Genomic DNA, 25,973 nt, shown 5'->3' on the forward strand with positions numbered 1-25,973 from the left:
ACTGCGGTCACGCCTTGTTGGCTGCGGCCTCGGTACCGGTGACGGCGGAGGCGGCCGCCTTCTCCGCCGCCGCCCGCTCCTCTGCATCCATTTCTTCGGACCCCGGGACATGAACCGTCACCCGCCGGTCGGCGAACTTGATGCCCTCGCGCGCAAATGCCTCCTGAACCGCCTGAAACACGGCTCTGCGGATCAGGAACTGGCGGCCGGGTCTGGCCATGAACTTGCCACGCACGACAAAGGCGCTGTCGTCCGTGGCCAGCACCCCCTGGGACTTGAAGGGCTGCAGGAAGTCCGGGCCGATCTCCTCGTGCTTCATCAGGTCCTGACCGATGCGCTTGAAGATCTTGCGCACTTTCTCCAGGTCGGTGTCGAAGGGAACGCGGAACTCCAGCTTCATGATCGCCCAGTCGCGGCTGTAGTTGGTGAGATGCTGGATCTCGCCGAAGGGAACCGTATGCAGCGCGCCGCGGTGGTGGCGCAGGCGCAGGGAGCGCAGCGAGATCTTCTCGACCGTGCCCTTGACCACCCCGACATCGATGTATTCGCCGAGGCGAAAAGCGTCGTCAACGAGGAAGAAAACACCGGAGACGATATCGCGCACCAGCGTCTGCGCGCCAAACCCGACGGCCAGACCGACGACCCCGGCGCCGGCCAGCAGCGGGCCGATGTTGACCCCCAGCGCGCTCAGAACGAGCATCACCGCCATGACGACGATGGTGATCTGGATGGCAACACGCAGCAGCGGCAACAGGGTGCGCACCCGCGAGGCGCCCTGCCCGCCCTGCTCGCCCGGTTCGGGCTCGCCCTGGCCTTCAGCCGCCGCCTCGGCCGCATCCTCCGCCAGCCGGCGGTCGATGGTGATGCGCGCCAGTTCCCACAGCACATAGGCCACAAGGCCGGTCAGGCCGATGTCTACCATGGCGCCGGCGAGGCGCCCGCCGAAGCTTTTCTCCGCCAGGGAAAACAGGTCGACCCCCCAGATGCGCGCCAGAAACAGCGCCACGGCGATGCAGAGCAGGAAGCGCGAAGCCCGGAGCGCGACAATGCGCAGCTGGGCAAAGAGGGTTTCGTCCTGGGCGCTGCGCCGATCCAGACGCTGGGCCGCCCGCTCCAGGATCGCGTCCATATGGGGAAGAAAAATGACGGCCAGCAGGCTGCCGAAGGAGGCCAGGTAGGAAACGCTCCCCCCCGTCAGTTCGATGACCACGACGATCACGTAGAGTACGGCGGAATAGAGAATCGTGACCAGCGGCCAGTACTGCGCCAGCATGGCCCGAAAGGGTGCCGCCCGCTCCGGCTCCCAATTGAGGTCGCCGGCAATGGCGTGGCGCGCCCTGGCCAGGCTGTAGATCAGCGTGGCGATCAGGACCAGGCCGACAGTGAAGGTCAGCACCTGGTGGGCATCATCCGGCATTCCCAGGCTGTGCAGCAGACTGCAGGTCAGGAATCCGAAACCGGCGATGCTGGCCATCACAACGTTCTGACGGTGGATATAGCGGGCATCGTGATCGCTCATATGGGCGAGGCGCAGACCCGGCAGGCGCGGCGCCAGCAGGAAACGCGAGAAGATGGCGTAGCTGCGCACCACGACCACCGCCGCAACGTATGTCATGACGGCGGTGCGCGTGACCTCGTTGCCCTGGGTGAGCGTGAAGAAGACCGCCAGTGCGCCGGCGACGAAGACGCCCAGAAGAACGAACTCCAGGAACAGCCGCAGGACGAGCCGCCCGAAGCGCGCTGCGGCGGCGTCCGGATGGGCTTCGGCGATCTGGCGAAAGAGCTCCCGCAGTGTCCGCCGCGCCAGCCGTTCGGCCAGCCAACCCACCGCCATCATCAACGCAAAGCCCGCTGCGATCCACAGCAGGATCCCCGCCGGGCGACCGTCGCGCAGACGGTCCAGGGCAGCCGGCATCGCGGTCGGCAGAACCGGCACAGCGGCAATCAGTCTGGCAAGACCGTCGCGCAGCGCTTCCGCGCGATCCTGTGTCTGCATCAGAATGCCGCCCAGGCTCTCGCCCTGCGGCACGTTCTCCCGCTCGGCGACCGCATCCAGGCGTTCGAGCAGCAGGCGGCGCACCTCGGCATCGTCGAGGCGGGCGACGAGATCGCGGATGGTTGCTTCCGAAAGGCCGGGGTCCGCCGCTTTCAGGGTCTCGACCGCGGACTCCGGTGCATCCCCTTCCGCCGCCGGCTCCGACTGCGCGAACGCGCCGGGGGCCATCAGGCAGAACATGAGAAGCGCCATGACAAGGCGTATGAAGTGAAAGTCCACGGGCCGACCCAGACCTTTTGAAGTCCCAGACTCTGCGAAGCAGACTGTCTAAATGACCTGACTATATACCCGGCTTGCGGGAAACCCAAACGGCCCGCTCTACGACCGGCATGTCTTGGGATGCACGGCGCACCGCGGAGGTTTCAGAGTCTAGGGAGTCTGATCGGCCCGGTACGCCGCGCGCAGGCGCCGGCCGAGGCGCTCTGCCGCCTGGCGTTGGACCGCCGTCATGGTGGCGGAAAGGGCATCGCGCCGTTCGGCGGCCCATCGCCGCCCCTGTTCGGCGGCCAGGGAGAACCAGGCCAAGGCCTTGACCGGGTCGCGGCCAAGGCCCCGGCCCTGCGCATAGATGTCGCCGAGGTTCATCTGGGCGACGGACTCTCCCCGTTCCGCAGCGCGCCGGTACCAAAGCGCCGCCGCCGCCGGGTCCCGGGTCAGCCCCTGCCCGCCGGTTTCGAGGATGCCGGCAAGCGCGACCTGGGCCTGGAGGTTGCCGGCTTCGGCAAGAGGCAACCACTCCGCATAGGCCGCGCCCAGGTCGCCGGCATCGTAAGCCTCCAGTCCCTGGGCGAAGTCGGCAAAAGCAGGCCGCCCCGACCCGAGGGTCGAGGCGGCCGTCACAAACAGGATAACCAGCGCAGTCCAAGCGCCGGCGGCGATGCCATGCCGCCAAAGCCGGACCGGCATGGACCCTGCCTTACCGCACCCGATACTCCTCGGGCAGCAGCAGGACATTGTCCTGGTCCGGGGTTACCGACTGATGGCAACCGATGCAGAAAGCCACGTTGTCCGAGCCGGCACCGTTTGTGGTGCCGAACACCGAACCGTTGGGCATGACCAAGGTGTAGCGCCAGTCATCGCTATCCGGGTTGAATCCGGCCTGCATCTTTTCCATCAGGAACAGCGGCCCGACCGAGACATCGCCCTTGGCGTTCACCGCGAAGCTGTCCTTGGCCAGCTTGGCGCCCTGCGGGAACGTGCCGGCACGCTCGTAATTGCCGTAGGCCTTCGCCGCCGTGTTGCCCCAGTTCTGGACATAGCGCCCGCCGTGGGTGGCCGACACATAGGCCTGGGTGCTGTAGCGGCGCCAGTTGGTGTAACCGGCGGCGTCGCCCTTGTCCGACTTCGCGTAAGCGGCCTTCATGGTCTCGAACATGCAGTCATAGGCGGCCAGCGCTTCTGCGTCGGTCAGCTCGGGCGCCGCACCCGCTGCGCAAGGATTGCAGGGGCTGCAGGGGTTACAAGGATTGCAGGGGTTCGCCGCGGCGCAGGGATTGCACGGGTTGGCCGCGCAGGGATTACAGGGGTTGGCTGCTGCACAAGGATTGCAAGGGTTCGCAGCGGCGCAGGGGTTGCAAGGATTCGCCGCCGCACAGGGATTGCACGGATTGGCCGCACAAGGGTTGCAGGGGTTTGCAGCCGCGCAGGGATTGCAGGGATTACAGGGATTCTTCGCCGCGCAGGGGTTCGCCAGAGCGGCAGCCTGGATACGCGGGATCGCGCAGGCTGCAACAGTGCCCCCGCCGCCGGCCGCGCAAGGATTGCACGGGTTGCAGGGATTGCATGGATTGGCCGCAGCGCAGGGATTGCATGGATTGGCCGCACAGGGATTGCAGGGGTTGGCGGCTGCACAAGGATTGCACGGGTTGGCCGCACAGGGGTTGCAAGGGTTCGCCGCCGCGCAGGGGTTGCAGGGGTTGACCGGCTTCTTCGCCGCACAGGGGTTGCAGGGATTACAGGCAGCCCGGGCCATGGGAACGCCCACCTGTCCTGTCGTTATCAGCTCGCCGGCCGCCACGCCGGCCAAGACCGCCAGCGGAACCACGGCGGTCGACATGAGTAAGCGTTTCCTGGACTTCATCAGATCACTCCCAGACGAGGTTTTTTTGTTTTGTGTTTGATTGCAAAACCGACCACAGGCGGCCAGCTTTGATCTTCTAAGCCTATGACTCTCGTGCAATTCTGTTGAGTCACGGCCACTCACGATACCGTGATGCATACTTGCTGCCCGCGCTTTGGCATTAGCAGAAGAATCGCGCGCGGACTGCCCTACCGAAGATTGAGGAACTCAACCCGGAATTTCCTGGGCACGAAGAACAGCTGTTGCCGGTCTTCGCCCACGGCCTCGTGGCATGTGATGCAGAACTCCACCCTTTCGTTACCCTCCCCGTTGGTTGTGCCGAACAGGCTGCCGTCGGGCATGATCATGGTATAGCGCCAGTCGTGCGCTTCGGGCCGGAAGCCCTCTGGCATCTTTTCCATCAGAAAGAGCGGGCCGGTGAAAACATCGCCACGCTGTGTAACGGCAAAGGAATCCTTTGCGAGGATCGATCCGACCGGCAGTTCGGCGGCATTCTCGTAGTCGCCATAGGCCCGCGCAGCCGCATTGGCGTAGTTGTTCACGAAGCGCTGGCCGTGCGTGGCGGAACGGTATGGCGCCGAGTTGTAGCGGCGCCATTCCACAAAGCGCTCCGCGGCAGGATCGTGGGACAGGCGGTAGCCCGCAGCCATCCGGTCACGGACATTGTCGTAGATGATCATCGCATCGGCCGGAGACAGGTCGGCCGGACGATCCACCGAGAAATGATGGTCGGGCCTGGAAAACTCGGAGGACTGTCCGGAGGCGGCAGCGGGGGGAACGAACGCGCCTGCCGCAAAGGCCGTCGCGAGGAACAGCAGCAGGAGGTTTTGTTGCAGGCCAAGGCACGCAACAGGCAAGAGAACACGGATCAAGCCAGCCTCCCATCGAAGTCCAGCCGCAGGCGCCTTCGCAGCGCCCGCTCCGTGCTTATTCTGCGTCTCCTGGGCTCTCTTCGCGCATCAACTCCCAATCACAAGAGGTTGAAGCGCGGCGAAAGGGAAGCGCCGGTCCCGCCCGGGGCCGGCGCCTCAAACCAGAATGATCCGGGGTTTACTCTGCGGCCTTGAACTGCATGAGATAGGCGATCACATCCGCCCTTTCCTCAGGCTTCCTCAGGCCTGCAAAGGCCATTTTCGTGCCTTTGACAGCCTTTCTCGGCGCTTCCAGATAAGCGTCCAGAGTGGCCATATCCCAGATCGCGCCGCCCTCGCCATAGGCGGCCATGGCCTTGGAATACCTGTAACCTTCCACGTGGCCGACCGGGCTGTCGACAACGTTGAACAGGCTTGGGCCGACCTTGTTCTTGCCTTCTTCAACCGCATGACAGGCCGCGCATTTGCGGAAGACCTTCTCGCCGTTGGCGGCATCGCCCTCGGCCAGGGCGGGCATGGTATGAAACGCGGCGGCGGCAAACACCACTGCGACAAGCGAGCTCTTTACTCCCATGAATTCACTCCGGTCTTGGTCTTGTTGGTTTTCCCTCGCGGGAAAGACTCTCCTGAGGCGGCCGCAAAGGGCTGCCGACGCCGCAGAGTATGGAGCGCTCAGCCATTAAGACAAGGTCCGAAGTGTCGCAGGCCTGTCCTGGCAAAGCCCGGCAGGCCGCCATCCCGAAGCGCTCGGACGCACAGGGCGGCGGCTGTCATGACTCCCTGCAGGGCCGGTCCTGCGAGGGACCCTGCGAGAAAGCCGACCCCTCCACGGTCGGATGCAAGAGCGATATGGCATTGTCGCCAGCGCCCGGCAATTGCCCGGACAGCCCCGGACAGCATAGAACCCCGACCGCAGGCGGTTTTCGGTCCCAAGGCAAGACACCGCCCGTCATAAAGTTCTTCCAGGGGGAGGCCCCGCGGCTCCCCTTTTTCCGTCTGGCGCCGCCGACGAACCCGGCAGCCGGGAGTGGGCTGGAAACTTTACCAAATTAGTCCGAGTTGCGAGCCGTTATCACTTGATTATCCCGCAATATCTTATATTTAAAATCATACCAGATTAGTATGATTTGAGGCTGGCCATGTTCCGGTTGAACCGGCTGACAGACTACGCGGTGGTTGTGATGGCGCAGATGAGCCTGCGCGGCGAGCTGCGCTCGGCGCAGCAGATCTCCGAGGACACCGCCGTTCCCCTGCCGACCGTATCGAAGCTTCTGAACCTCTTGGGACGGGCCGGGCTCGTAACCGCGCAGCGGGGCGCGGCCGGCGGCTACACGCTGAGCCGCAGTGCCGAGCAGATCACGGTCGCCCAGATTATCCAGGCGCTCGAAGGACCGATCGCCCTGACCGCCTGCGTGGACGGCGCTTCGGACTCCTGCGGCGTGGAATCGCTCTGCCCGATGCACGGCAACTGGAACAAAGTGAACAGCGCGATCCAGGAAGCGCTCAGCAGCGTCAGCCTGGCGGACATGACCGCCTTCCCCGAACCTTTCAGGCTGCCGCAGCGCGCCGAGGAAGAATCACGAGAGGCTGCATCCCTTACCAAAGTCTGATTGCCCAAAGTCTGATCGCAGGAACCCCCGGTAAAGAACGGGAATGTCAGGAGAATAGTTGGATGGCTGCAACGGTTGAGACAGTCGAACAGGTCCGCGGGATCGAGAAGTACAAGTACGGCTTCTTCACCGAGATCGAGACCGAAACCGCGCCCAAGGGTCTGAGCGAGGACATCGTCCGCTTCATTTCGGCCAAGAAGGACGAGCCGGAGTGGCTGCTTGAGTGGCGCCTCAAGGCATATCGCCATTGGCTGACCATGCCGGAGCCGGAGTGGGCCAAGGTGCAGTTCCCGCCCATCGACTATCAGGACGCCTACTACTACTCCGCCCCAAAGGCGCCGGAGGATCGTCCCCAAAGCCTCGACGAGGTCGACCCCAAGCTGCTCGAAACGTACGAGAAGCTGGGCATTCCCCTGCGTGAGCAGGAGAAGCTGGCCGGCGTCGCCGTGGACGCGGTCTTCGACAGCGTCTCGGTGGCCACCACCTTCAAGAAGAACCTGGAAGAGGTCGGCGTCATCTTCTGCTCGATCTCGGAAGCCGTGCAGAAGCATCCGGAACTGGTGCGCAAGTACATGGGCTCGGTGGTCCCTTACGGCGACAACAAGCACTCCTGCTTGAACTCGGCGGTCTTCACCGACGGCTCCTTCGTGTACATCCCCAAGGGTGTACGCTGCCCCATGGAACTCAGCACCTATTTCCGCATCAACGCGGAAAACACGGGCCAGTTCGAGCGCACCCTGATCATCGCCGACGAAGGCTCCTACGTGAGCTATCTGGAAGGCTGCACCGCGCCCATGCGCGACGAGCACCAGCTCCATGCCGCGGTGGTTGAACTCATCGCCCTCGACGATGCCGAGATCAAGTACTCGACCGTGCAGAACTGGTATCCCGGCGACGAGGACGGCAAAGGCGGGATCTACAACTTCGTCACCAAGCGCGGCGCCTGCCGTGGCCGCAACTCCAAGATCTCCTGGACCCAGGTCGAGACCGGCTCGGCCATCACCTGGAAGTATCCGAGCTGCATCCTGCAGGGCGACAATTCGGTGGGTGAGTTCTACTCCATTGCCATCACCAACAACCATCAGCAGGCCGACACCGGCACCAAGATGATCCACCTGGGCAAGAACACCCGCTCGCGGATCATCGCCAAGGGCATTTCGGCCGGCAAGTCGGACTCGACCTACCGCGGGCTCGTGCGGATTTCCGCCAAGGCCGAGGGCGCACGCAACTTCACCCAGTGCGACTCGCTTTTGATCGGCGACCGCTGCGGCGCACACACCGTGCCCTACATCGAAAGCAAGAACCGCAACGCCATCCTGGAGCACGAGGCCACCACCTCGCGCATCAGCGAGGACCAGCTCTTCTACTGCCGCCAGCGGGGCATCTCCGAGGAAGACGCCGTCGCCCTGGTGGTCAACGGTTTCTGCCGCGAGGTGCTGCAGCAGCTGCCCATGGAGTTCGCCGTGGAAGCGCAGAAGCTGGTCGGAATCTCCCTGGAAGGCAGTGTCGGCTAGGCGGCGTTCCGATGACCGAGGACACCATCACGCTCTACCGGCCGACGGGCTCGAACGAGCTGGCGCTGATCCGCGAGGCCGACTTCAAGGGCTTCCCGCCGCGCCTGCCGGAGCAACCGATCTTCTACCCGGTGACGAATGAGGCTTACGCCTGCCAGATCGCGCGGGACTGGAATACCAAGACCGGCGACGGCAAGGGCTTCGTGACCCGCTTCCATGTTCGCAAATCCTTCCTCGACGGCTTCGAGCGCAAGATCGTCGGTGGCGCCGAGCATGAGGAATACTGGATCCCGGCCGAGCGGCTGGAAGACTTCAACGCCAACATCGTCGGCAAGATCGAAGTGATCAGAGAGTTCACGCCTGCGGACCGCGAAGCGGCGCAAGGCAAAGAGACAGAGGATGCGTAGACCCAATGCTTGAAATCAAGAACCTGCACGCCACCGTCGACGGCAAGGAAATCCTGAAGGGCATCGACCTGACCATCGCGCCCGGCGAGGTGCATGCCATCATGGGTCCCAACGGCTCGGGCAAGTCGACTCTCTCCTACGTGCTCACAGGCCGGGAAGGCTATGAGGTGAGCGAGGGCGAGGTTCTCTTCAAAGGCAAGAACCTGCTCGATATGGACCCCGAGGAGCGGGCCGGCGAAGGCGTCTTCCTGGCCTTCCAGTATCCGGTGGAGATCCCCGGCGTCCCCAACACCACCTTCCTGAAGGAGGCGCTGAACGCCGTCCGTCGCTACCGTGGCGAGGACGAACTGGACGCCATGCAGTTCGTGAAGATTGTGCGCGAGAAGACCAAGCTGCTGAACATCAACGACGAGATGCTGAAGCGCGCGGTCAATGTCGGCTTCTCCGGCGGCGAGAAAAAGCGCAACGAGGCCCTGCAGATGGCGGTGCTGGAGCCCTGTCTGGCGGTGCTCGACGAGACCGATTCCGGCCTCGACATCGACGCTCTGAAGACGGTCGCGAATTCCGTCAATCTGCTGCGCGGGCCCGAGAACGCCATGCTGGTGATCACCCACTACCAGCGCCTGCTGGAGTACATCGTGCCCGACCATGTCCATGTGCTGGCAGGGGGGCGCATCCAACGCAGCGGCGGTAAGGAACTGGCGCATGAGTTGGAGGAGAAGGGCTACGCCGAATTCACCGGGGCAGCGGCCTAAGCGGCAGGCAGGACGAAGAGAACATCATGACGCAAGCATTCAGTGAGCATTTCGGCGCCCTGCAGGACCACCTTCCGGGTCAGGACCTGCCCTGGCTGACGGACCTGCGCGCCCGCGGCCTCAAGCGTTTCGCCGAAAGCGGGCTACCGACCCCGCGCTGGGAAAGCTGGAAGTACACCAGCCTGCGGCCCATCGAGAAGGTCGATTTTGCGGCCGAGGGTGTGCCGCGCGCCTGCGTGTCCATCGACCGCGCACCCAGCCTGCTGCCCGATGCGACCGAGAGCCATCGCCTGGTCTTCGTGGACGGCCACTTCCGCAGCGACCTCTCGAGTCTCGGCACCCTGCCGGAGGGCGCCAGCCTGCTGCCGCTCAGCGAGCAGCTGGCAAACGACCCCGACTGGCTGGCAGGCCATCTGGATCACCTGGACGATGCTGCAGCACAACCGATGCTCGCCCTCAACACGGCGATGATGATGAACGGCTTCGTCCTGCGCCTTTCGCGCGGCGCCGTGCTGCAGCATCCGGTCGAGGTCATTCATCTCGGCGGAGCCGGGATGGCGCCCCTCGCCTATCATCCCCGCAACCTGGTGATGCTCGAAGAGGGCAGCCAGGCCACGCTGATCGAGCACTTCAGCCACATCGGCGAACAGGCTTACCTCAACAACACCTTCACCGAGGTAGCGGTCGGCCAAGGAGCCACCCTGCGCCACTACAAGCTGCAGGCCGATGCGCTGAATGCCTTCCACCTGGCCACCGTGAAGGCGGAGATCGGGCGCGATGCCAGCTACGACTCCTTCGTTATGACCACCGGGGCGCGACTGTCGCGCAACGAGGCCAGCGTGCGCCTGGCCGGCGAAGGCGCCAACTGCCATCTGAACGGTGCCTATCTGGTGCGCGGCGAACAGCACTGCGACAACACCACCGTGGTCGAGCACCTTGTGCCCAATACCACCTGCCGGGAAGTCTTCAAGGGCGTGATCGACGAGCGCGCGCGCGCCGTCTTCCAAGGCAAGCTGAAGGTCCACCGCGACGCCCAGCAGACAAACGGCCATCAGTTGAGCAAGGCGTTGCTGCTGTCGGACAAGGCCGAGATCGACGCCAAGCCGGAGCTGGAGATCTACGCCGACGATGTGGTCTGCAGCCACGGCGCGACGGCAGGCGATCTGGATCACGACGCACTCTTTTACCTGCGTGCCCGGGGTATTCCCGAGGCTGCGGCCCGCTCCATGCTGATCGAGGCCTTCCTCGCGGAAAGCATTGACCAGATTGCCGCCGAGGGTCTGTGCCCGGCCCTGATGAGTTCCATCGGTCACTGGCTGGCGGACACGCGGGGGGACGCCTGAAATGACGGCCGCAAGCACCCTGGCGGAGATCGCCGCCGGCAGCAACTCGACCCTCGCCTTCGACGTGGAGCGGGTGCGCGAAGACTTTCCGATCCTGAAGCAGGAGGTCTACGGCAAGCCACTGGTTTACCTGGACAGCGGTGCTTCGGCGCAGAAGCCGCAGGTGGTCATCGACACCATGCGCGAGATCCAGGAAACCTGCTACGCCAACGTTCACCGCGGCGCCTACTACTTCAGCCAGCATCTGACCGAGCGCTACGAGGGCGTGCGCGAGACCGTCGCCCGCTTCCTGAACGCCGGTTCCGAGCGCGAGATCGTCTTTACCCGCAACGTCACCGAGGCCATCAACCTGGTGGCCCACAGCATCGGGAACCGCCTCTCGGCTGGCGACGAGGTGATCATCACCGAGATGGAGCATCACGCCAACATCGTGCCCTGGCAGCTGCTGCGCGAGCGCATCGGCATCACCTTGAAGGTGGTGCCGGTCGCCGAAGACGGCAGCTTCCGCATGGATGCCTATGAGGCCATGCTCGGGCCGCGCACGAAGCTGGTCGCGATGACCCATATCTCCAACGTGCTGGGCACGGTCCTGCCGATGAAGGAGATCATCCGCCTCGCCCACCGGGCCGGCGCGCTGGTCCTGGTGGATGGTGCCCAATCGGCTGTGCACGGCAAGGTGGACGTGCGTGACCTGGACGCCGACTTCTACGGATTCACCGGCCACAAGCTCTACGGGCCGACCGCCATTGGCGTGCTCTACGGGAAGGCGGCGCTGCTGAAGGAGATGCCGCCCTTCATGGGCGGCGGCGACATGATCCGCTCCGTCAGCTTCGAGGAAACGGTCTATGCCGACCCGCCGCACCGTTTCGAGGCGGGCACGCCGCCCATCGTCGAAGCCATCGGCCTGGCCGCAGCCATCGACTACGTGCAGGCCATCGGCCACGAGGCGATCGCCGCCCACGAGGCCGGCCTGCTCGCCTACGCGACCGAACGGCTGCAGCAGATCGAGGGTTTGATGATCTACGGCACGGCCAAGGAAAAGGCGGCCATCGTTTCCTTTACCCTCGACGGCATCCATCCTCACGATATCGGCACGATCATCGACCGCGAAGGCGTGGCCATCCGCGTCGGCCACCACTGCGCCCAGCCGCTGATGGAACGCTTCGGCCTGCCGGCGACGGCCCGCGCCTCCTTCGGTCTCTACAACACCCGGGCCGAGGTGGATGCCCTGGCCCGCGCCCTGGAGAAGGTGAAGGAGCTGTTTGGATAGTCCTATGCAGCAGGACCTGCGCGAACTCTATCAGGAAGTCATCCTGGATCACGGCAAGCATCCGCGGAACCATCGCCACCCGCCGGATGCGAACCATGAAGCGCGCGGCTACAATCCGCTCTGCGGGGATCAGGTGACGGTCTATCTGTCTACCGACGATGAGGGCCGGATCACCGATGCCGCCTTTGAGGGGCATGGCTGCGCCATTTCCATCGCTTCTGCCTCCATGATGACCGAGATCCTGCTGGGCAAGACGGAGGCTGAAGCGCGCCAGCTCTTTGACGACTTTCACCGGCTGTGCACCGAGGAAGACTTCTCCCTCGAGACCGCGGCGACGCCAGACAAAGACGCCCTGGACCGGCTCCAGGTCCTGGCCGGCGTGCGCGAGTTTCCGGTCCGGGTGAAGTGCGCGACCTTGGCCTGGCACGCCATGGCTTCCGCCCTCAATGGCGGTGAAGACGCGACGACGGAATAGGGGTTGGCACGATGAACGATCATCCGCTCGGTATGGAGAGCTTCGGGTTTGGCGCCGCGCCGGAGGGACTGACGGCGCGGGCCGGCTCCCCCCTGCAGCCGGGCATGCCTGTCGCCGAGCGCCTGACGGTGGAGAATGCGATCCGCGAGGTCCACGACCCGGAGATCCCGGTGAACATCTATGACCTCGGGCTGATCTACGATCTCGACATCCACAAGGACGGCTCTGTGGCGATCCAGATGACCCTGACGGCCCCCGCCTGCCCTGTCGCCGGCGAGATGCCGCAGCAGGTGGCTGAGGCCGTTGCCGGCGCGGAGGGCGTCGGCGAAGTCCAGGTAACCCTCACCTGGGATCCGCCCTGGACGCCTGAGAAGATGTCCGAAGACGCCAAGCTGGCGTTAGGAATGTTTTAGGTAAAACAGATACTTAATACCCCTTCCGGTTGACACTCAGAATCCCTATATTAAGGGCAGAGAACACGGAACCGAAACCCATGGCCATTGCGAACCTCATCACCCTGACCGATGCCGCCGCCGAGCGGGTGAAGCTGCTGATCGCCAAGAGCGAGGAGCCGGTGCTCGGCCTCCGGGTCGGAATCAGCACCAAGGGCTGCTCGGGCATGAGCTATGTCGTCGAGTACGCCAAGGAACAGCGCAAGCTGGAGGACGTGGTCGAGGACAAGGGGGTCAAGATCTTCATCGACCCCACCGCAGTGATGTTTCTGCTGGGTAGCGAAATGGACTATGTCGAGGACAAGTTCCAGACCGGCTTCGTGTTCTCCAATCCGAACGAAAAGGGCCGCTGCGGCTGCGGCGAGTCGTTTCACGTCTAAGGCCCACCTGGAGGCTCGCCCCGTCCTGGGCTTTTCCACAGATTCGCATCGGCGCGCGTGACGCCAGCTTAACCGCAGTTTAACGGGCAGCGGGGAGAATCGCCCTCTCTTGTCGAAGGCGAACAGAGTCTCGGTCACGGCCCGTCATGCAGACGTTCAAACGCACCTACGCTCATGCCATGCAAGGCCTGGGCAGCGGCCTCTACAGCAGCGGCGTGTTGAGGCGCGAGGAAGCACCCCCATCAGGTGATTGGCAGCGCTGGCTCCACAGCCTCTTCGCCATCCACGACATTGACGCCATGATCCGCCTGGACCTTCCAAGGTGGACTTTGCGCGCAACCCGGCTGGTCAACACCTTCCTGCAGCAGCGGCCCCGGGCCCAGGTCTTCGAATACGGTTCGGGGGCCGGCACGGTTTTCCTCGCCAAGCGAGCCGAGATCGTGGTCTCGGTGGAACATGATCGGCGCTGGCACGGTGTTGTGACCAGGATGGTGGCACAGCACCCGAACGTGCTCGCCACTCTGGTGGAGCCTGGCCCTGCCGAGGCGGACTGCAGTCACTGGTCGGCGCATCCGGGCTGGCGCGGGCGGGACTTCCTGGATTACGTCCATGCGATCGACCGCTTCGAAGGGCAGTTCGACCTGATCGTCATCGACGGCCGCTGCCGGGCCCACTGCCTGAAGGCGGCCCTCAGGCGGGTCAAGCCGGACGGCCTCATCCTCTTCGACAACGCCGGGCGCAGGCGCTACCGCGCGGCCCTGGAGTGCTGCGCCCTGCCGAAGCTGACCACCGGCGGGCTCACCGCCTGCCTTCCCTATCCGGATCCGTCGATGCTGATCGCACCGAAACTCCAGACCCTGCAATCCCTGGCCGGCACCCCATGAAAGAGGCGCTGCGCCGCCTGGCGTTCGCGCTGCCGGCAGCGGCGCCAATCGCTGTGCCCGTCTTTCGCGGCGGAATTGCGGGCTGAGCCGGAGACTCTTCGTCCTCCCGGGGCGTTTCTATTCCCGGCTTCCGAACGGTTCAGCGACCGGAGCCACCGGTCGCTGCCGGTGCAGTGATCCGGTAGAGCACGAAGAGCCGCCCTTCCGTCACCTTTTCCAGTTCCTCAAGGCCGTGCAGTTCCGTCCCGTTCTGGCGCAGCCATAGAAGATAGTCGAAATGCTTTGGCCAACCGTGCCAGTACCGATGATCCGGATCGTGCTGGCGCAGCGGCTCACCGAGAGAACGATGACGGTCGTCTCTCAACACCTCCTCCGACGGCGGCCAGCCGTAGGGCACATCCAGATTGGCCCGCGCTGGTGCCGCGGCCACCGGTGATGTGACGGTGAACAACATCGGCACAAACATGCTCCGCTCGATAACCGCCAGCGAACCGCTGTGCAGGTAGTCCGCCCATGCCGGATAGCAGCCGCGACACACCGGGTCGTAGCCGCCGGCTACAAGCAACGCGCCGCCGGGTTCAGCCTGCTGTAGAGCCTGCCTGATCGCCTGCAGTTCGCGGTCCTTGCCGGCCATCGCCAGTCCACCGGCCAGGAGGGCGGTTCCGACCAGTGCCGCCAGTACAGCGTTCAACAGCGCTGTCCCGCCAAGGCTGCTGGACGGCCTCACCGCCGCCACCAACAGAATGAGCGCCACGGCGGGAAAGCGGAAGTCGAGGCCCCAGATCCCGAGATTCTTGTTGGGCATGGCGACGACCAGCACCAGCATCGCCCAGAGCAGCGGTTTTAGCTGCCCGTCGATCACGGCAAGGCGACGCCGCAGCAGACTGTACACCAGCAGCAGAGAGGCCAGCAGGATCAAGGGCCCGGCAGGGATAGCAAGGGCTGAGGTCGGTGACCAGAATGCTGCCGCTTTGGTCCCGACATTGCCATAAGAGGTCTCGCCGTCGCCCACGCCACCCTGGAGGAGAAGTAAGTAGGCAAAGAGCAGCAGCGGAGCAATGAACGGCGTCATGTGCCGGAAAAAGACCGACAAGCACTGTGCCAACCCTTGTCGGCGCTCACGCCAGGCCCGATGCAGCTCCAACACCAGAATCAGGTAACCGCAGAGCAGGAAACCCAGCAGGTGGGCGAAGAACAACGCCAGTTGCGCCGCCGCAAGAAACACCAGGCGTTGCCAGCGCAACACCGGCCCGCCGCCTAGCCAGAAGTGGACAACCCAGAGGGCGAGACCGACGCTGAACAGGAAGTTCATGAAGCCCCAGCGCAAAGCCTCGTTGAACACAAAGACCAGCGGCAGCAGCGCCCAGAGGCTGATCGCACCGGCATGACGGCGCTGCAGTGCGACACCGGCGGAGAACAGCAGCAGCAGGGTCAGGCCATTGAACAGGCCGCCGATCAAATAGGGCGACAACCAGCCGGCAAACGGAACAGCGAAGAGGTCCATCGCCAAGTGCGGGATCAGGCGCCACTCCAAAACGTAGTTTGCCGCCAGCAGCGGGTCCTGATCCAGGCGATACTGGATAAAGACGCGAGCCAGATGGTTGGGAAAGTCACGCGCGATCCCCAGGGGGAAGATCAGCGGCAACACAAAGACCAGTGCGCCGCAGCCGAAGACCGCCAGGGACGGCAACCAATGAGCCAGCCGCGGACCGGTTGCATCTTCGGAGAGTGGTAGGCTGGGCATGGCGCGGTTCTACCGCCGGTTTGCGGAACAAGGAGGTATAGGGCATCCAACTTGTGAAAGGATTAACAGCTCACCGGAGACCGCCCCGACGCTTGGGGCAGTACTCCCGCGCGGCCGCTGCGTTGCCGGGCTCAGTCCCCCTGTAACGCCAGTTCGCTCCTGCCCGCCTGCGTCACTGACGCGCTCTGGATGCCGGCCCGCACGCGCAGGAGAAGGTAGACAAAGCAGGTTGCCAGAATCGGCGTGCCAAGCGGCACCCCGACGGCGTTCATCCATTGTACTGTGATGGGCAGCAGCCAGGTCACCGCCAAGACAATGCGCTCCCCGGGAAGGAACCCGGAGTCAAGGCCGCGCAGCGCCACCAAAGCGACAGCGAGGCTGACAGTCGTCATGTCGTAGTTGAAGGCGTAGGGCGACGCGATGAAGGTCCCGACAGCCAGTACCGCCAACTGCAGGCTCCAGTCCTGCGAGCGCGCGAAAACCCAGAGCACAGCCGCCAGCGCCCCCAGGGCCAGCAGCGCCTGTACGACCGTGCGAAGATCCTGCTCGATCCCCAGCAAGCGCAAACCGATGTAGGCAGAGGGCATCATTGTCAGGAAGGGACCCCTGCCTTCGTTCATGATCATCGTCTGCAGGGGCGCCACGAGATCGAAGTATGCCTTCCAGCTCTCAGCGCCGAACAGGAAGACACTGCCGCCAACGAGCGCCGCGGCTGTCAGACTTGCTGAAGCGATCGCAGTCCACTGCCGCGCCGCCAGAAGGGCAAAGGGGATCAGAATGCCCAGCTGCGGTTTTATGGTCAGGATCCCGAACAGAATACCGGCGAGCACCGGATGTCGGCGCAGCAATCCGAATCCGCCGATAAGGAGTGCCCCCGTCAGAAACCCGTTCTGCCCGCCGGTCAAGCAGATGAAGGTCGCCGGCGCGAGAAGCAGGGCCGGAACGAGCGGCCAGCGCAACCGGGAAGTGGCGAGGCATGCCCAAAGGTAAGCGCTCAGAGTGACGACCGACCACAAGACCAGAGCCGGTACGTAGGACAGCAGGCCAAGGGGCCAAAGCAGCAGCAGGATGTGCGGCGGATACGACCAGTTGTGGTCTGCAAAATCTGTCCCGAGAAGCCGTTCCTGATAGGGGTGGTAGAGGCTGACGTCGAAGATTTCCGGGTACATGCCGTCAAAGACCGCATGCCCGCCTGTCCAGTAGTTTATGAAATCGCGTCCTATTGGTCGCCCGGCGAGATCGAGGATCCCTTCGGAGATGGAAGCGAAGTAGGTGAAGAGCGCGTGTGCGTTGTAGATCAGGCAGACCGCGAGAATGAAGAGGCAGAAAACAGCGTCGCTGCGATAGCTGTCTGGGCCGTGTTGCCCCAGGCCCTCACCGAACGATCCGTTTCTTCTTTCCGAGGGAACCAAGAGTGTTACCTTCGCGATCGGCAGAGCTCAGGTGAGCTCATTTCAGTGAGTTTGCGACGACAAACCATCGGACGGCCGATACTTCACCGCACCGGGCAGGCACAGCTGCAAAGGCTAACGGCAAGTCATTAAGCGAAATTGAAGAGCGAGGCCTTCGCAGACCTCTTCATGCCGGCTCGCCGGGCCTTCTGCCGCTGTGCGCTAACCCACAGACTTAATCGTTCCTTAGCGCTTTATATCCAGGATTGCGCCCTCGCGGGCAGCACAACAAGCGGCAGGGCGATGCAATCATACACGGCGAAGCGTTTTGGGGGCGGACAGCTGCTGCCCTACGTCGCGCTTCTCATCACCTGGGCTCTGGTCCATGCCAGCCTGATCATCTTCCGCGAACTGCCGGTTTTCGAGTCCGGCCTCACCGGCCCGGACAGCTACATGCGCATGCTCCGCGTTACCGAGCTTTACCAGGGTTGGGATTGGTTCGACGGCACCATCGACCGCGCCAATGCCCCCTACGGCGATACCCTGCACTGGACACGGCCGTTCGACCTGCTGATCCTGCTCCTGGCGGTGCCGGCCTCCCTTGGTCTGGATTTTGAGGCTGCGCTCTTTCTGTCCGGCATCATCGTCTCGCCTCTCCTGCAACTCGCCACCGGCTTTGCCCTGGCCTGGGCGATGCGGCCGCTGATCCGCCCGGAGGCCTGGTTCCTGCCGGCTGTCGCGTTCTTCCTGCAGCCCGGCGCCCTCGCTTACTCGGTGGCCGGCCGCGCCGACCACCACAGCCTGCTGATGCTGGTCTTTGTAGTCACCGCCGGCTTTACCCTGCGCGCCCTGCAAAACCCGCTGGACGCCCGTCCCGCTGCCTATGCCGGCGCCTTTGCCGGCTTCGGTGTCTGGCTCTCGACCGAGTTCCTTCTGGCGCTGACGGTCAGCGTGGCGGCCCTCGGCCTGCCCTGGCTGGCCGGGGAACGGGAAAGGGCCGCACAGAGCAAGTGGTTCGCCCTCTCCGTCAGCGGCCTTCTGCTGGTCGCGCTCTTCGTTGAGCGGCCTTTGGACCGCTTCCTGGAGGCCAGCTATGATCGGGTCTCCGTGGTCCAGTTCCTCGTCTGTGTCTGCATTCTGCTGTTCTGGCGCATAGCGGAAAGCTACGAGAACAGGGCCTCGGCCGGCAGTCATCCGCTCGGCCGGCTGCTGCTGGGCCTCTTCGGAGCCGCCTCTGCGGCCCTGCTCGTAAACACCGCCTATCCCCCCTTTTTCATGGGGCCGATGGCCGAAGTCGACCCGCGAATCCTGCCGATCTGGCTTGACAGGGTCATGGAGATGCGTCCCCTCGTGCCGACCGATATGGACAGCTTCGGGCGCTTCGTCTTTTACTTCGGTATCGGTTTGATGGTGGTCCCGCTCTTCGCCGCGGTCCTCTTCCGCGAGCGGCACAAGGGGCGCTTTTGGGTGATGGCCTTTGTGGCGCTCGCCTGCCTGCTGCTCTGGCCGGTGGCGGTCATGCACGTGCGCTTCTCGGGCTATGCGCAGATTGCCTTCATCATGGCCTTTGCGGTGGTCTTCGACCGCTTTCTCCAGTGGAGCTACGGCCTGGGCAGCGATCTCTACCGCGGCATGCTGCGCGGCGCTGTCATCACGGTCTTTCTGCTGGGGCCCCTCACCGTCAGTTCTACCATGACGGCGCAGACCGCCAGGGCCAAGGATGTTGCCGGCCAATCGCTTGCCGCGTGCAACGTGCGCCAGGTCGCGGCCTTTCTGGAGAACGACCCACGCTGGGCCGGCTCCCGACAGACAATCCTGACCTTTCTCGACATCGGGCCGGAGCTGTTGTTTCGCACGCGCCACGCCGTGATCGGCACCCCGTATCACCGCAACGGCGATGGGATCTACGACAGCCATCGCATGCTGGCAACAAACGACCCCGATGAGGCCCGGGCCATGATGACACAGCGCGGCATCGATCTCGTGCTGCTCTGTCAGAGCCCGGGAGAGCGCCTGTTCTTCACCGCCGCAGGGGCGGATGCAGATGGAGGCGTCGGTCTTTACCGGCAACTCGCAGAGGGCCGCCCTCCGGCCTGGCTCTCGGAAATCGCACTGCCCGAGCCGCTGACGCAGCAGGCTAAACTCTTCACAGTCGAGCGCTGATCAGCGCAACACCGATTGCGCCGCCACCTGCGGCCGTTAGCAAAATCTTGAGCCTCTTCGATAAGACTGGCCGCTCCGGATCAGGCAGATCCGAACGGAACCGGCAGAGAGGCCAGATGCAAAGCATCCCCGTACATCAGCAGCAGGCAGCCTTGGCGGCTTCCTGGCCCACGGAGGGCCCGACCATGGCCGTCCTCCTGCCCTGCTACAACGAGGAAGCGGCCATCGGGCAGGTTGTCCGCGACTTTCATGAGGCTTTGCCGGCAGCCAGGATCTTCGTCTACGACAACGCCTCCACCGACAACACCGCCGAGGTGGCCCGGAAAGCCGGCGCCACGGTCATCAGCGAGGCCTTGCGCGGCAAAGGCAACGTCGTCCGCCGCATGTTCTCCGACGTCGAGGCGGATATCTATGTCCTGGCGGACGGGGATGATACCTACGATGCCGCTGCAGCGCCGAAGTTGATCGAGCGGCTCTGCAGCGAGCAGCTGGACATGGTCAACGCGGCACGCCGCAACACCAGCGACCAGGCCTATCGCCCGGGACATCAGTTCGGTAACCGTCTCTTTACCAAGCTGGTCAGCAGGCTGTTTGGCGAGCGTTTTGGTGACATCCTGTCCGGTTACCGGGTCTTTTCGCGGCGCTTCGTGAAGTCCTTTCCCGCCCTTGCAAAGGGCTTTGAGATCGAGACCGAACTGACCGTTCATGCCCTGGAACTGCGAATGCCGGTAGCCGAGGTGACAACGGCCTACAAGGAACGCCCCGAAGGATCGGAAAGCAAGCTCAACACGTTCAGGGACGGTTTTCGCATTCTCACCACCATTGTCCGGCTGGCGAAGGACGAGCGTCCCCTGGCATTCTTCTCAACGGCCGCTGTCCTTCTGGCCGCCTTCGCCATCGCCTTGGCAGTGCCCCTGTTCCTCACCTTCTTCGAGACGGGCCTGGTTCCGCGCCTGCCGACGGCGGTCCTGGTCTGCGCCCTGATGCTGCTGGCCTCTCTCAGCACCGCCTGCGGCCTGATCCTGGACTCCGTGTCCCTCGGCCGGCGGGAAATGAAGCGGCTCCACTACCTGAGATTTCCTGCACCGCCCGCCGCGGCGTTCCCATGGAGTAGGGAAACGGCAGACAGCGCAACCGGCGCAGAAGACACAGGCCGGTTCGGGGCCTGAGTCTTGTCCGGGAAGGAACCGGCAACTGCGTCCGCAACGACGAATTACTTAAAACTTTACTTAATTACATGATCTGTTCAAAAGGTATTTATCATATTATCAGCATTAAGTGGTTGTTTTATTATATTTTTCTCACCGAATGAGGCTCTTGTTTTTTACTATTTCTTAATGCGATGAGCAGATTATTCGCTCGGATATGCGTGCATAGGAGGTCGCAATCATGTTGAACACTATCAAGTCCTTTCTTCAGGACGAGTCTGGGGCGACGGCTATCGAGTATGGCCTGATCGCCGCCCTCGTGTCCGTTGCCGCCATCGCCGCACTGCAGGCGATGGGTAACTCGCTGGAAAACATCTTTACGATTGTTTCCAACGAGCTCGAGGATGCCGCATCCGGCGCTCAGGCTACTCCTTAAAGCTTGCTGCGGCGGGCCCCGGGCCCGCCGCTCCCAAGTCAGGAAGATAGGGCCCGGGGATACACCCTCGTGGCCCTATCTTTCGTTTGGGCCGGCGCATGATGCCCGCCTCTGCCCAAACATGAGCCACTGGACAACCTTGAAATGGATCTATCCCTCGCCACGGCGCGATTCACGATACTGGCATTCAGCGGCCTGCTGATCATGGCCGCGGCCAGTGACTGCCGCAATCTGACGGTGCCGAACCGCTTCAGCGTGGCACTGGTAGCGCTCTATCCGTCTTTCGTGATCGCCTCCGGCGGGACTGTCGATTGGCTGAACGGGCTGATCTTTGCGTCGGCCGCTTTCTTTGTCGGTTTCATCCTCTTCGCCCTGCGGCTCTGCGGTGGCGCGGACGTGAAACTCTTCGCCGCGGTTACGCTTTGGGCGGGGCCAAGCCTGATGTTCCCAATGGTGCTCTGCACCACCATCGCCGGCGGCCTGCTTGCCGTTGCTCTGTGGTTTCGGCACCGCCTGTTGCGGGCCGCGACGCCGACCTCAGCCTTTTTCGTGAAGAGCGATCCGGATTTCATCAAGCAACCGATGCCTTACGGCGTCGCAATCGCCGCAGGCGGCCTCTACGTCGCGCTGCAGCTGCTCATAAGTACCTAGACCGATGCAATATCGTCCCGCTTTCGGCGCCCCAACGGCCATGCCCGCGGCCGTTTCCAACAGCCCGCCCCTGCACAGAGCCGGCGCCTAGGAGATCGAACCCATGTCACTCAGGAACATACTGCTGATCGCCGCCGCCTTACTGATCACCCTCGGCACAACCGTCGTGGCGCGCAGCTGGCTGGCCAGCCAGCGCGTCCAGCCGGCGACCGTCGCCGCCCCTCCGCCCGAGCCGGAGGGCATCAAGGTTCTGGTTGCGAAAGTCGAGCTGCCGACCGGGGTCTTCATTCAGGAAGAGCAGTTGCGCTGGCAGATCTGGCCGGACGACGATATCCCGGAGAACTACTTCACCGATGAAGAGATCGACCCTTCGGAGCTCTACGGCGCCGTGGTGCGCCGCGGCTTCACCGCCGGTGAACCGATCACGCCCAAACGCGTCATTCGCCCGGGTGAGCGCGGCTTCCTCGCCGCCGTCCTGCGGCCGGGATATCGGGCCATGGCCATCCGCGTCAACGCCACCTCCGGCGTCAGCGGCCTGGTGTTTCCCGGTGACCGGATTGACATCATTTTGACACATACGGTCAAGGTCGCGACCGGAGAGAAGATTATGGAGCGACGCGCGAGCGAGACGGTTCTCCGCAACGTCCGCGTGTTGGCCATCGACCAGCTTGTGGACGACAGCGGGTCCGAGCCGAAGTACGCCAAGAACTTCACCCTCGAGGTCACGCCCAAGCAGACGGAGATGCTCTCCGTGGTGCGGGAGCTTGGTGCTCTTTCCATCAGCCTGCGCAGCCTTGCCAAGGATGAGGAGGAGCTCGAGCGCCTGGCGGTCCTTAACGAGACCAAGGAAGAATCCGACCCCGAGCGGGGCGAAACCTACACCTGGGACAGCGAGGTCAGCCGGCTTGTCGGCCTGCGCGGCGGCGACGGCAATAAGAAGGTTGTTAACGTAACACGTGGTAATGAGGTGCAGGAGCTGCGCTTCTAAGTGAGGTCCTTTATGCGCGTGATTTCAAGGCTTTGGCTGGCGGTCGCCCTGGCGATCGCGGCAGCCGTCTGGACCGGGCCGGCAAGCGCCGGCCTGCAGGGCCGCGCCGTGCCGACCAATGGCGATCCCATCGTCGTCGAGCTCAGCGAAGGACAGCTCCTGCGTCTCGACCGCGCAATGACCTCGATTTTCATCGCCAACCCGGCCATCGCCGATATCAGTGCGAAGTCCGACCGTCTGCTCTACCTCTTCGGCAAGGCGGTCGGCACGACCACGCTTTTTGCCCTGGACGCCAACGAGAACATCATCGCCAGCGTCATGGTGAAGGTGAACCATAATCTCTCTCAGTTGAGGGCTTCCCTGAAGGAGCTGGTGCCGCACGGCCGGATCGAGGTCAACTCGGTCAGCGGCGCCATCATCCTCTCAGGCAGCGTTGCAACCGCCACGGAGTCAGAGGACGCACGCCGGGTCGCCGCGCGCTTCATCGGCGAAAACGAAGAGATCATCAACCGCCTCGCCGTCACGGCGCCGAACCAGGTCAATCTGCGCGTCCGCATCGCCGAGGTTTCACGCGAGGTCATCAACCAGTTCGGATTCAATTGGGACATTTTCGTCGAGGGCGACTTTTCGTTCGGTCTGCAATCGCTGCCGCCGGTCGCCGGCATCAACACCATCTTCGCCGGCGGCGATTTCGGTGACGTGTCCATCGACACCTTGATTGATGCCCTGGCTGAAGACAACCTGGTCGCGATCCTTGCCGAACCCAATCTGACTGCCCTCTCCGGCGAGACCGCCAGCTTTCTTGCAGGCGGCGAGTTTCCCATTCCCGTATCCCAGGACGACGATACGGTAACGGTCGAGTTCAAGCAGTTCGGCGTCAGTCTCGCCTTCACGCCGACACTCCTGGGACGGAGTCGCATATCCATGCGCGTCCGCCCGGAGGTCAGCCAGCTTTCCAATGCCGTACAGGTTCTCGCCGGCGGCCTCTCCATTCCCTCGCTGACGACCCGGCGGGCCGAGACCACGGTGGAGCTCGCCTCCGGTCAGAGTTTCGCGATCGCCGGACTGATCCTGGACAACAGCAGGCAGGAAAACCGCAAGATTCCTGGCCTCGGCGATCTGCCGATCCTCGGAGCGCTGTTCCAGAGCGATCGTTTCGAGCGCGACGAGACGGAGTTGGTGATCATTGTGACGCCCTACATCGTGCAACCGGTCAACAGCGACGATCTGCGGACTCCTCTGGATCCCTACCGCGCACCGCCGCCGCCGGCCGGCAACGGCCCGGCGACCGCCGGCGCCCAGGGCGGGCGCACCGTGCCGCTGGAAGGAAACCAGGCCCAGCGGCTGGGCGGCAGCGCCAATACCGGCTTCATTCTGGATTAGGAGCATGGCGATGACGGGACGAAAGCAGATCCGCCTGACCACGGCTCTGACACTCAGTCTGCTGGCGGCGGGCTGCGCCGCCGATCCCGAGCGGTCGCCGGACGCACAGGCGGTCGCCGATGTGGTCAACGTGGTGTTCCATCACGGCAAGTGGCAGCAGATTCCCGCCTCGCCGGAGAACCAGGCCGACGCCATCCTGTTCCAGCAGTCGGTCTTCTTCAGCGGTACTTCGGCGGTGCTCGGCGAAGATGGCCAGCAAGCGGTCGACGCGCTGCTGCTGGAAGCGGAGCCCGACCCCGGAACCGTCGTATCGCTCTCCGCCGGTGACGGGGATACACCGCGCTACGACCGCCTGACACTGCAGCGCCTGGAAGCGGTTCGCGTCGCTCTTGCCGACCGTGGCTACGAGGCTGTCCTGGGCGACGCCCCGGCCGTCCCCGCGCCGGGGTCCCAGAGCAACGAGGTACGCATGAGCCTGACCAAATTCATGCCGATCCTGCCCGACTGCGACCAGGCCCAACCCCTGGAGCCCGCCAGGCCCGCCTTCGATTCCGCATTCGGTTGTTCCAACGCACACAACCTCGGCGTCATGATCGCCAACCCGGCTGACCTGGAGCGGGGCCGCTTGCTTGAACCCGCGGACGGCGAGCTCGCCGCCGGCTCGGTGCGCCGTTACCGCCTCCGCGAGATCGAGCCGTTGGAAGAAGAGGAAACGAAGTCGCAATGAGTGTGGCCGAACGTATCTTGGACCACAAACCGGCCGATGCGACCGCTGCTGAATGCATTGCCTTTGTGGGGGACAACCAGACCCATTCCGTGGTCGACTCCGTCTTGAGAGAGTACTTCGCAGAGCCGCTGCTGAAAGACGGAGGCCCCAATCAGGCTATCGAATTTCTGAGCTCCACGGTTCCGCCCAGCGTCCTCATCGTCGATGTCTCCGAGGCCGCCTCTCCGCAGACCGCCATGATGTCCCTGCGGGCCGCGATCCCCGAGACGACGAAAATCATCGGCATCGGCACCGTCAACGACATTTCCGTTTACCGGGAAATCGTCGATTCCGGCGCCACCGACTATCTGGTCAAACCGGTCACGGAAAAGGCGCTGGCCTCGGCCCTCAACCGGACCGAAGAGTCCCAGGAAACGCCGGAGCCGGAGGTCGCGCCGGAAGAGAAGGCCCGCATTGCCGTCATCGGTTCGCGCGGCGGGGTCGGCTCCAGCACTCTTGCAGTCAACCTGGCATGGATCCTGAGCGAGGAGCGCAAGCACAAGACCGCCCTGGTGGACCTCGACCTTGAGTTCGGAACGATCGCCCTCTCGCTGGACCTGGAGCCCACGCGCGGTCTGCGCGAGGCCCTGGAGAACCCGGCGCGGGTCGACGGCCTGTTCATCTCCAGCGCCACGGCCAAGCTCACCGAAAAGCTCTCGATCATGGCCACGGAAGAGAACCTGACGTCGGAGATCAAATACAACCCGAACGCTGTCGATGCGCTCTTCGAAGCCCTGAGCCGCACCAACGACGCCATTGTCATCGACGTACCGCGCTCGGCTTACGCGGTGCGCCGCCGCGTTTTCGAAACAGCCACCGAAGTGATGCTGGTGACCGAGCTGAACCTCTGCGGCCTGCGGGACTCGCTGAGAATTCTCTCCGGTATCAAGGAGGTCGCTCCGGACACCAAGGTCCGGGTCATCGCCAACCGCTCCGCAGGGCCCAAGCAGGCAATGCAGTTGAAGGACTTTCAACGCGCCCTGGACCACAAGGTCGACCTGTTGTTGCCGGACGAGCCCAAGGTTTTCAACGCGGCCGCCAACACCGGCAAGCCCCTCGCCCAGTCGCACGCCAAAGCGAAGGTCAGCAAGGTCATCCGCAAGCTTGCCGGCGAGATCAAGCTGCCGGAACCGCAGCAGCCGAAGGGGCAGAAGGCCCCGAAGAAAAAGAGGGGGCTCGGCGGCCTCTTCCGCAGGAGCTAGCAG

26 protein-coding genes are annotated in these 25,973 nt (G+C 63.8%); 19 read left to right on the top strand and 7 right to left on the bottom strand.

What is annotated here, in order from left to right; all coding sequences use genetic code 11:
- Window positions 1-7 precede the first annotated feature (7 nt).
- The 3 genes from ACO06P_RS02185 to ACO06P_RS02195 all read right to left on the bottom strand — a co-directional run bounded on the left by ACO06P_RS02185 (window position 8) and on the right by ACO06P_RS02195 (window position 3,431).
- Window positions 8-2,248: a mechanosensitive ion channel domain-containing protein gene (locus tag ACO06P_RS02185; RefSeq protein WP_420348376.1), complete on the bottom strand. Its 2,241-nt coding sequence runs from the start codon at window positions 2,246-2,248 to the stop codon at window positions 8-10.
- A 177-nt stretch (window positions 2,249-2,425) separates the two neighbouring features.
- The gene (locus tag ACO06P_RS02190; protein WP_420348377.1) at window positions 2,426-2,962 is read right to left on the bottom strand and encodes a tetratricopeptide repeat protein; all 537 of its coding nucleotides are present in this window, start codon (window positions 2,960-2,962) and stop codon (window positions 2,426-2,428) included.
- A 10-nt stretch (window positions 2,963-2,972) separates the two neighbouring features.
- On the bottom strand, window positions 2,973-3,431 hold the full coding sequence (locus ACO06P_RS02195; protein ID WP_420348378.1) for a cytochrome P460 family protein: 459 nt from the start codon (window positions 3,429-3,431) through the stop codon (window positions 2,973-2,975).
- A 91-nt stretch (window positions 3,432-3,522) separates the two neighbouring features.
- On the opposite strand from ACO06P_RS02195, the gene ACO06P_RS02200 reads away from it, so the two are divergent.
- A complete protein-coding gene (locus tag ACO06P_RS02200; RefSeq protein WP_420348379.1) occupies window positions 3,523-4,176 on the top strand; it encodes a hypothetical protein in 654 nt (217 codons plus the stop codon).
- A 148-nt stretch (window positions 4,177-4,324) separates the two neighbouring features.
- Here the strand turns inward: ACO06P_RS02200 and ACO06P_RS02205 are convergent, their stop codons facing one another.
- Window positions 4,325-5,008, bottom strand: a complete 684-nt coding sequence (locus ACO06P_RS02205; RefSeq protein WP_420348380.1) for a hypothetical protein — start codon at window positions 5,006-5,008, stop codon at window positions 4,325-4,327.
- A 178-nt stretch (window positions 5,009-5,186) separates the two neighbouring features.
- Window positions 5,187-5,582, bottom strand: a complete 396-nt coding sequence (locus ACO06P_RS02210) for a c-type cytochrome (protein ID WP_420348381.1) — start codon at window positions 5,580-5,582, stop codon at window positions 5,187-5,189.
- 565 nt (window positions 5,583-6,147) lie between these two features.
- Here ACO06P_RS02210 and ACO06P_RS02215 point away from each other — a divergent pair.
- From ACO06P_RS02215 to ACO06P_RS02260, 10 genes are all read left to right on the top strand, one after another.
- Window positions 6,148-6,618: an SUF system Fe-S cluster assembly regulator gene (locus ACO06P_RS02215; RefSeq protein WP_420348382.1), complete on the top strand. Its 471-nt coding sequence runs from the start codon at window positions 6,148-6,150 to the stop codon at window positions 6,616-6,618.
- A gap of 62 nt (window positions 6,619-6,680) precedes the next feature.
- Entirely contained in the window at window positions 6,681-8,132 is a 1,452-nt protein-coding gene (gene sufB, locus ACO06P_RS02220; RefSeq protein ID WP_420348383.1) for a Fe-S cluster assembly protein SufB, read from the top strand.
- Window positions 8,133-8,143: 11 nt separating this feature from the next.
- Complete coding sequence (locus ACO06P_RS02225) at window positions 8,144-8,539, top strand: hypothetical protein (protein WP_420348384.1); 396 nt, start codon at window positions 8,144-8,146, stop codon at window positions 8,537-8,539.
- 5 nt (window positions 8,540-8,544) lie between these two features.
- Window positions 8,545-9,294 carry a Fe-S cluster assembly ATPase SufC gene (gene sufC / locus ACO06P_RS02230; RefSeq protein WP_420348385.1) on the top strand — a complete coding sequence of 250 codons (750 nt, stop codon included), beginning with the start codon at window positions 8,545-8,547 and terminating at the stop codon, window positions 9,292-9,294.
- A 26-nt stretch (window positions 9,295-9,320) separates the two neighbouring features.
- The gene (gene sufD, locus ACO06P_RS02235; protein ID WP_420348386.1) at window positions 9,321-10,637 is read left to right on the top strand and encodes a Fe-S cluster assembly protein SufD; all 1,317 of its coding nucleotides are present in this window, start codon (window positions 9,321-9,323) and stop codon (window positions 10,635-10,637) included.
- A gap of 1 nt (window position 10,638) precedes the next feature.
- On the top strand, window positions 10,639-11,907 hold the full coding sequence (locus ACO06P_RS02240) for an aminotransferase class V-fold PLP-dependent enzyme (RefSeq protein ID WP_420348387.1): 1,269 nt from the start codon (window positions 10,639-10,641) through the stop codon (window positions 11,905-11,907).
- 4 nt (window positions 11,908-11,911) lie between these two features.
- Window positions 11,912-12,382: a Fe-S cluster assembly sulfur transfer protein SufU gene (gene sufU, locus ACO06P_RS02245; RefSeq protein WP_420348388.1), complete on the top strand. Its 471-nt coding sequence runs from the start codon at window positions 11,912-11,914 to the stop codon at window positions 12,380-12,382.
- 11 nt (window positions 12,383-12,393) lie between these two features.
- Complete coding sequence (locus tag ACO06P_RS02250; protein WP_322096942.1) at window positions 12,394-12,795, top strand: SUF system Fe-S cluster assembly protein; 402 nt, start codon at window positions 12,394-12,396, stop codon at window positions 12,793-12,795.
- A gap of 80 nt (window positions 12,796-12,875) precedes the next feature.
- Window positions 12,876-13,214: a HesB/IscA family protein gene (locus ACO06P_RS02255; protein WP_420348389.1), complete on the top strand. Its 339-nt coding sequence runs from the start codon at window positions 12,876-12,878 to the stop codon at window positions 13,212-13,214.
- Between the two features lie 146 nt (window positions 13,215-13,360).
- The gene (locus tag ACO06P_RS02260; protein ID WP_420348390.1) at window positions 13,361-14,098 is read left to right on the top strand and encodes a hypothetical protein; all 738 of its coding nucleotides are present in this window, start codon (window positions 13,361-13,363) and stop codon (window positions 14,096-14,098) included.
- A gap of 139 nt (window positions 14,099-14,237) precedes the next feature.
- Here the strand turns inward: ACO06P_RS02260 and ACO06P_RS02265 are convergent, their stop codons facing one another.
- Complete coding sequence (locus ACO06P_RS02265) at window positions 14,238-15,788, bottom strand: hypothetical protein (RefSeq protein ID WP_420348391.1); 1,551 nt, start codon at window positions 15,786-15,788, stop codon at window positions 14,238-14,240.
- A gap of 185 nt (window positions 15,789-15,973) precedes the next feature.
- The gene (locus ACO06P_RS02270; RefSeq protein WP_420348392.1) at window positions 15,974-17,254 is read right to left on the bottom strand and encodes a glycosyltransferase family 87 protein; all 1,281 of its coding nucleotides are present in this window, start codon (window positions 17,252-17,254) and stop codon (window positions 15,974-15,976) included.
- A 282-nt stretch (window positions 17,255-17,536) separates the two neighbouring features.
- Between ACO06P_RS02270 and ACO06P_RS02275 the strand changes: the two genes are divergently transcribed.
- From ACO06P_RS02275 to ACO06P_RS02310, 8 genes are all read left to right on the top strand, one after another.
- On the top strand, window positions 17,537-19,396 hold the full coding sequence (locus ACO06P_RS02275) for a hypothetical protein (protein ID WP_420348393.1): 1,860 nt from the start codon (window positions 17,537-17,539) through the stop codon (window positions 19,394-19,396).
- A gap of 116 nt (window positions 19,397-19,512) precedes the next feature.
- Window positions 19,513-20,565: a glycosyltransferase family 2 protein gene (locus tag ACO06P_RS02280; protein ID WP_420348394.1), complete on the top strand. Its 1,053-nt coding sequence runs from the start codon at window positions 19,513-19,515 to the stop codon at window positions 20,563-20,565.
- Between the two features lie 220 nt (window positions 20,566-20,785).
- Complete coding sequence (locus ACO06P_RS02285; protein WP_420348395.1) at window positions 20,786-20,980, top strand: Flp family type IVb pilin; 195 nt, start codon at window positions 20,786-20,788, stop codon at window positions 20,978-20,980.
- Window positions 20,981-21,124: 144 nt separating this feature from the next.
- Window positions 21,125-21,631 (top strand): A24 family peptidase, encoded by a 507-nt coding sequence (locus ACO06P_RS02290; protein WP_420348396.1) that lies wholly within the window; start codon window positions 21,125-21,127, stop codon window positions 21,629-21,631.
- Between the two features lie 103 nt (window positions 21,632-21,734).
- Window positions 21,735-22,619: a Flp pilus assembly protein CpaB gene (gene cpaB, locus ACO06P_RS02295; protein WP_420348397.1), complete on the top strand. Its 885-nt coding sequence runs from the start codon at window positions 21,735-21,737 to the stop codon at window positions 22,617-22,619.
- Between the two features lie 12 nt (window positions 22,620-22,631).
- On the top strand, window positions 22,632-24,002 hold the full coding sequence (locus tag ACO06P_RS02300; protein ID WP_420348398.1) for a type II and III secretion system protein family protein: 1,371 nt from the start codon (window positions 22,632-22,634) through the stop codon (window positions 24,000-24,002).
- 10 nt (window positions 24,003-24,012) lie between these two features.
- Window positions 24,013-24,729: a CpaD family pilus assembly lipoprotein gene (locus ACO06P_RS02305; protein WP_420348399.1), complete on the top strand. Its 717-nt coding sequence runs from the start codon at window positions 24,013-24,015 to the stop codon at window positions 24,727-24,729.
- Window positions 24,726-25,970, top strand: a complete 1,245-nt coding sequence (locus ACO06P_RS02310) for an AAA family ATPase (protein WP_420348400.1) — start codon at window positions 24,726-24,728, stop codon at window positions 25,968-25,970. Before ACO06P_RS02305 ends, ACO06P_RS02310 begins: the two co-directional genes overlap by 4 nt.
- Window positions 25,971-25,973 lie beyond the last annotated feature (3 nt).

Origin of the sequence: Pelagibius sp. (genome assembly GCF_965227505.1) — a bacterium.
Lineage (GTDB): Bacteria > Pseudomonadota > Alphaproteobacteria > Kiloniellales > Kiloniellaceae > Pelagibius.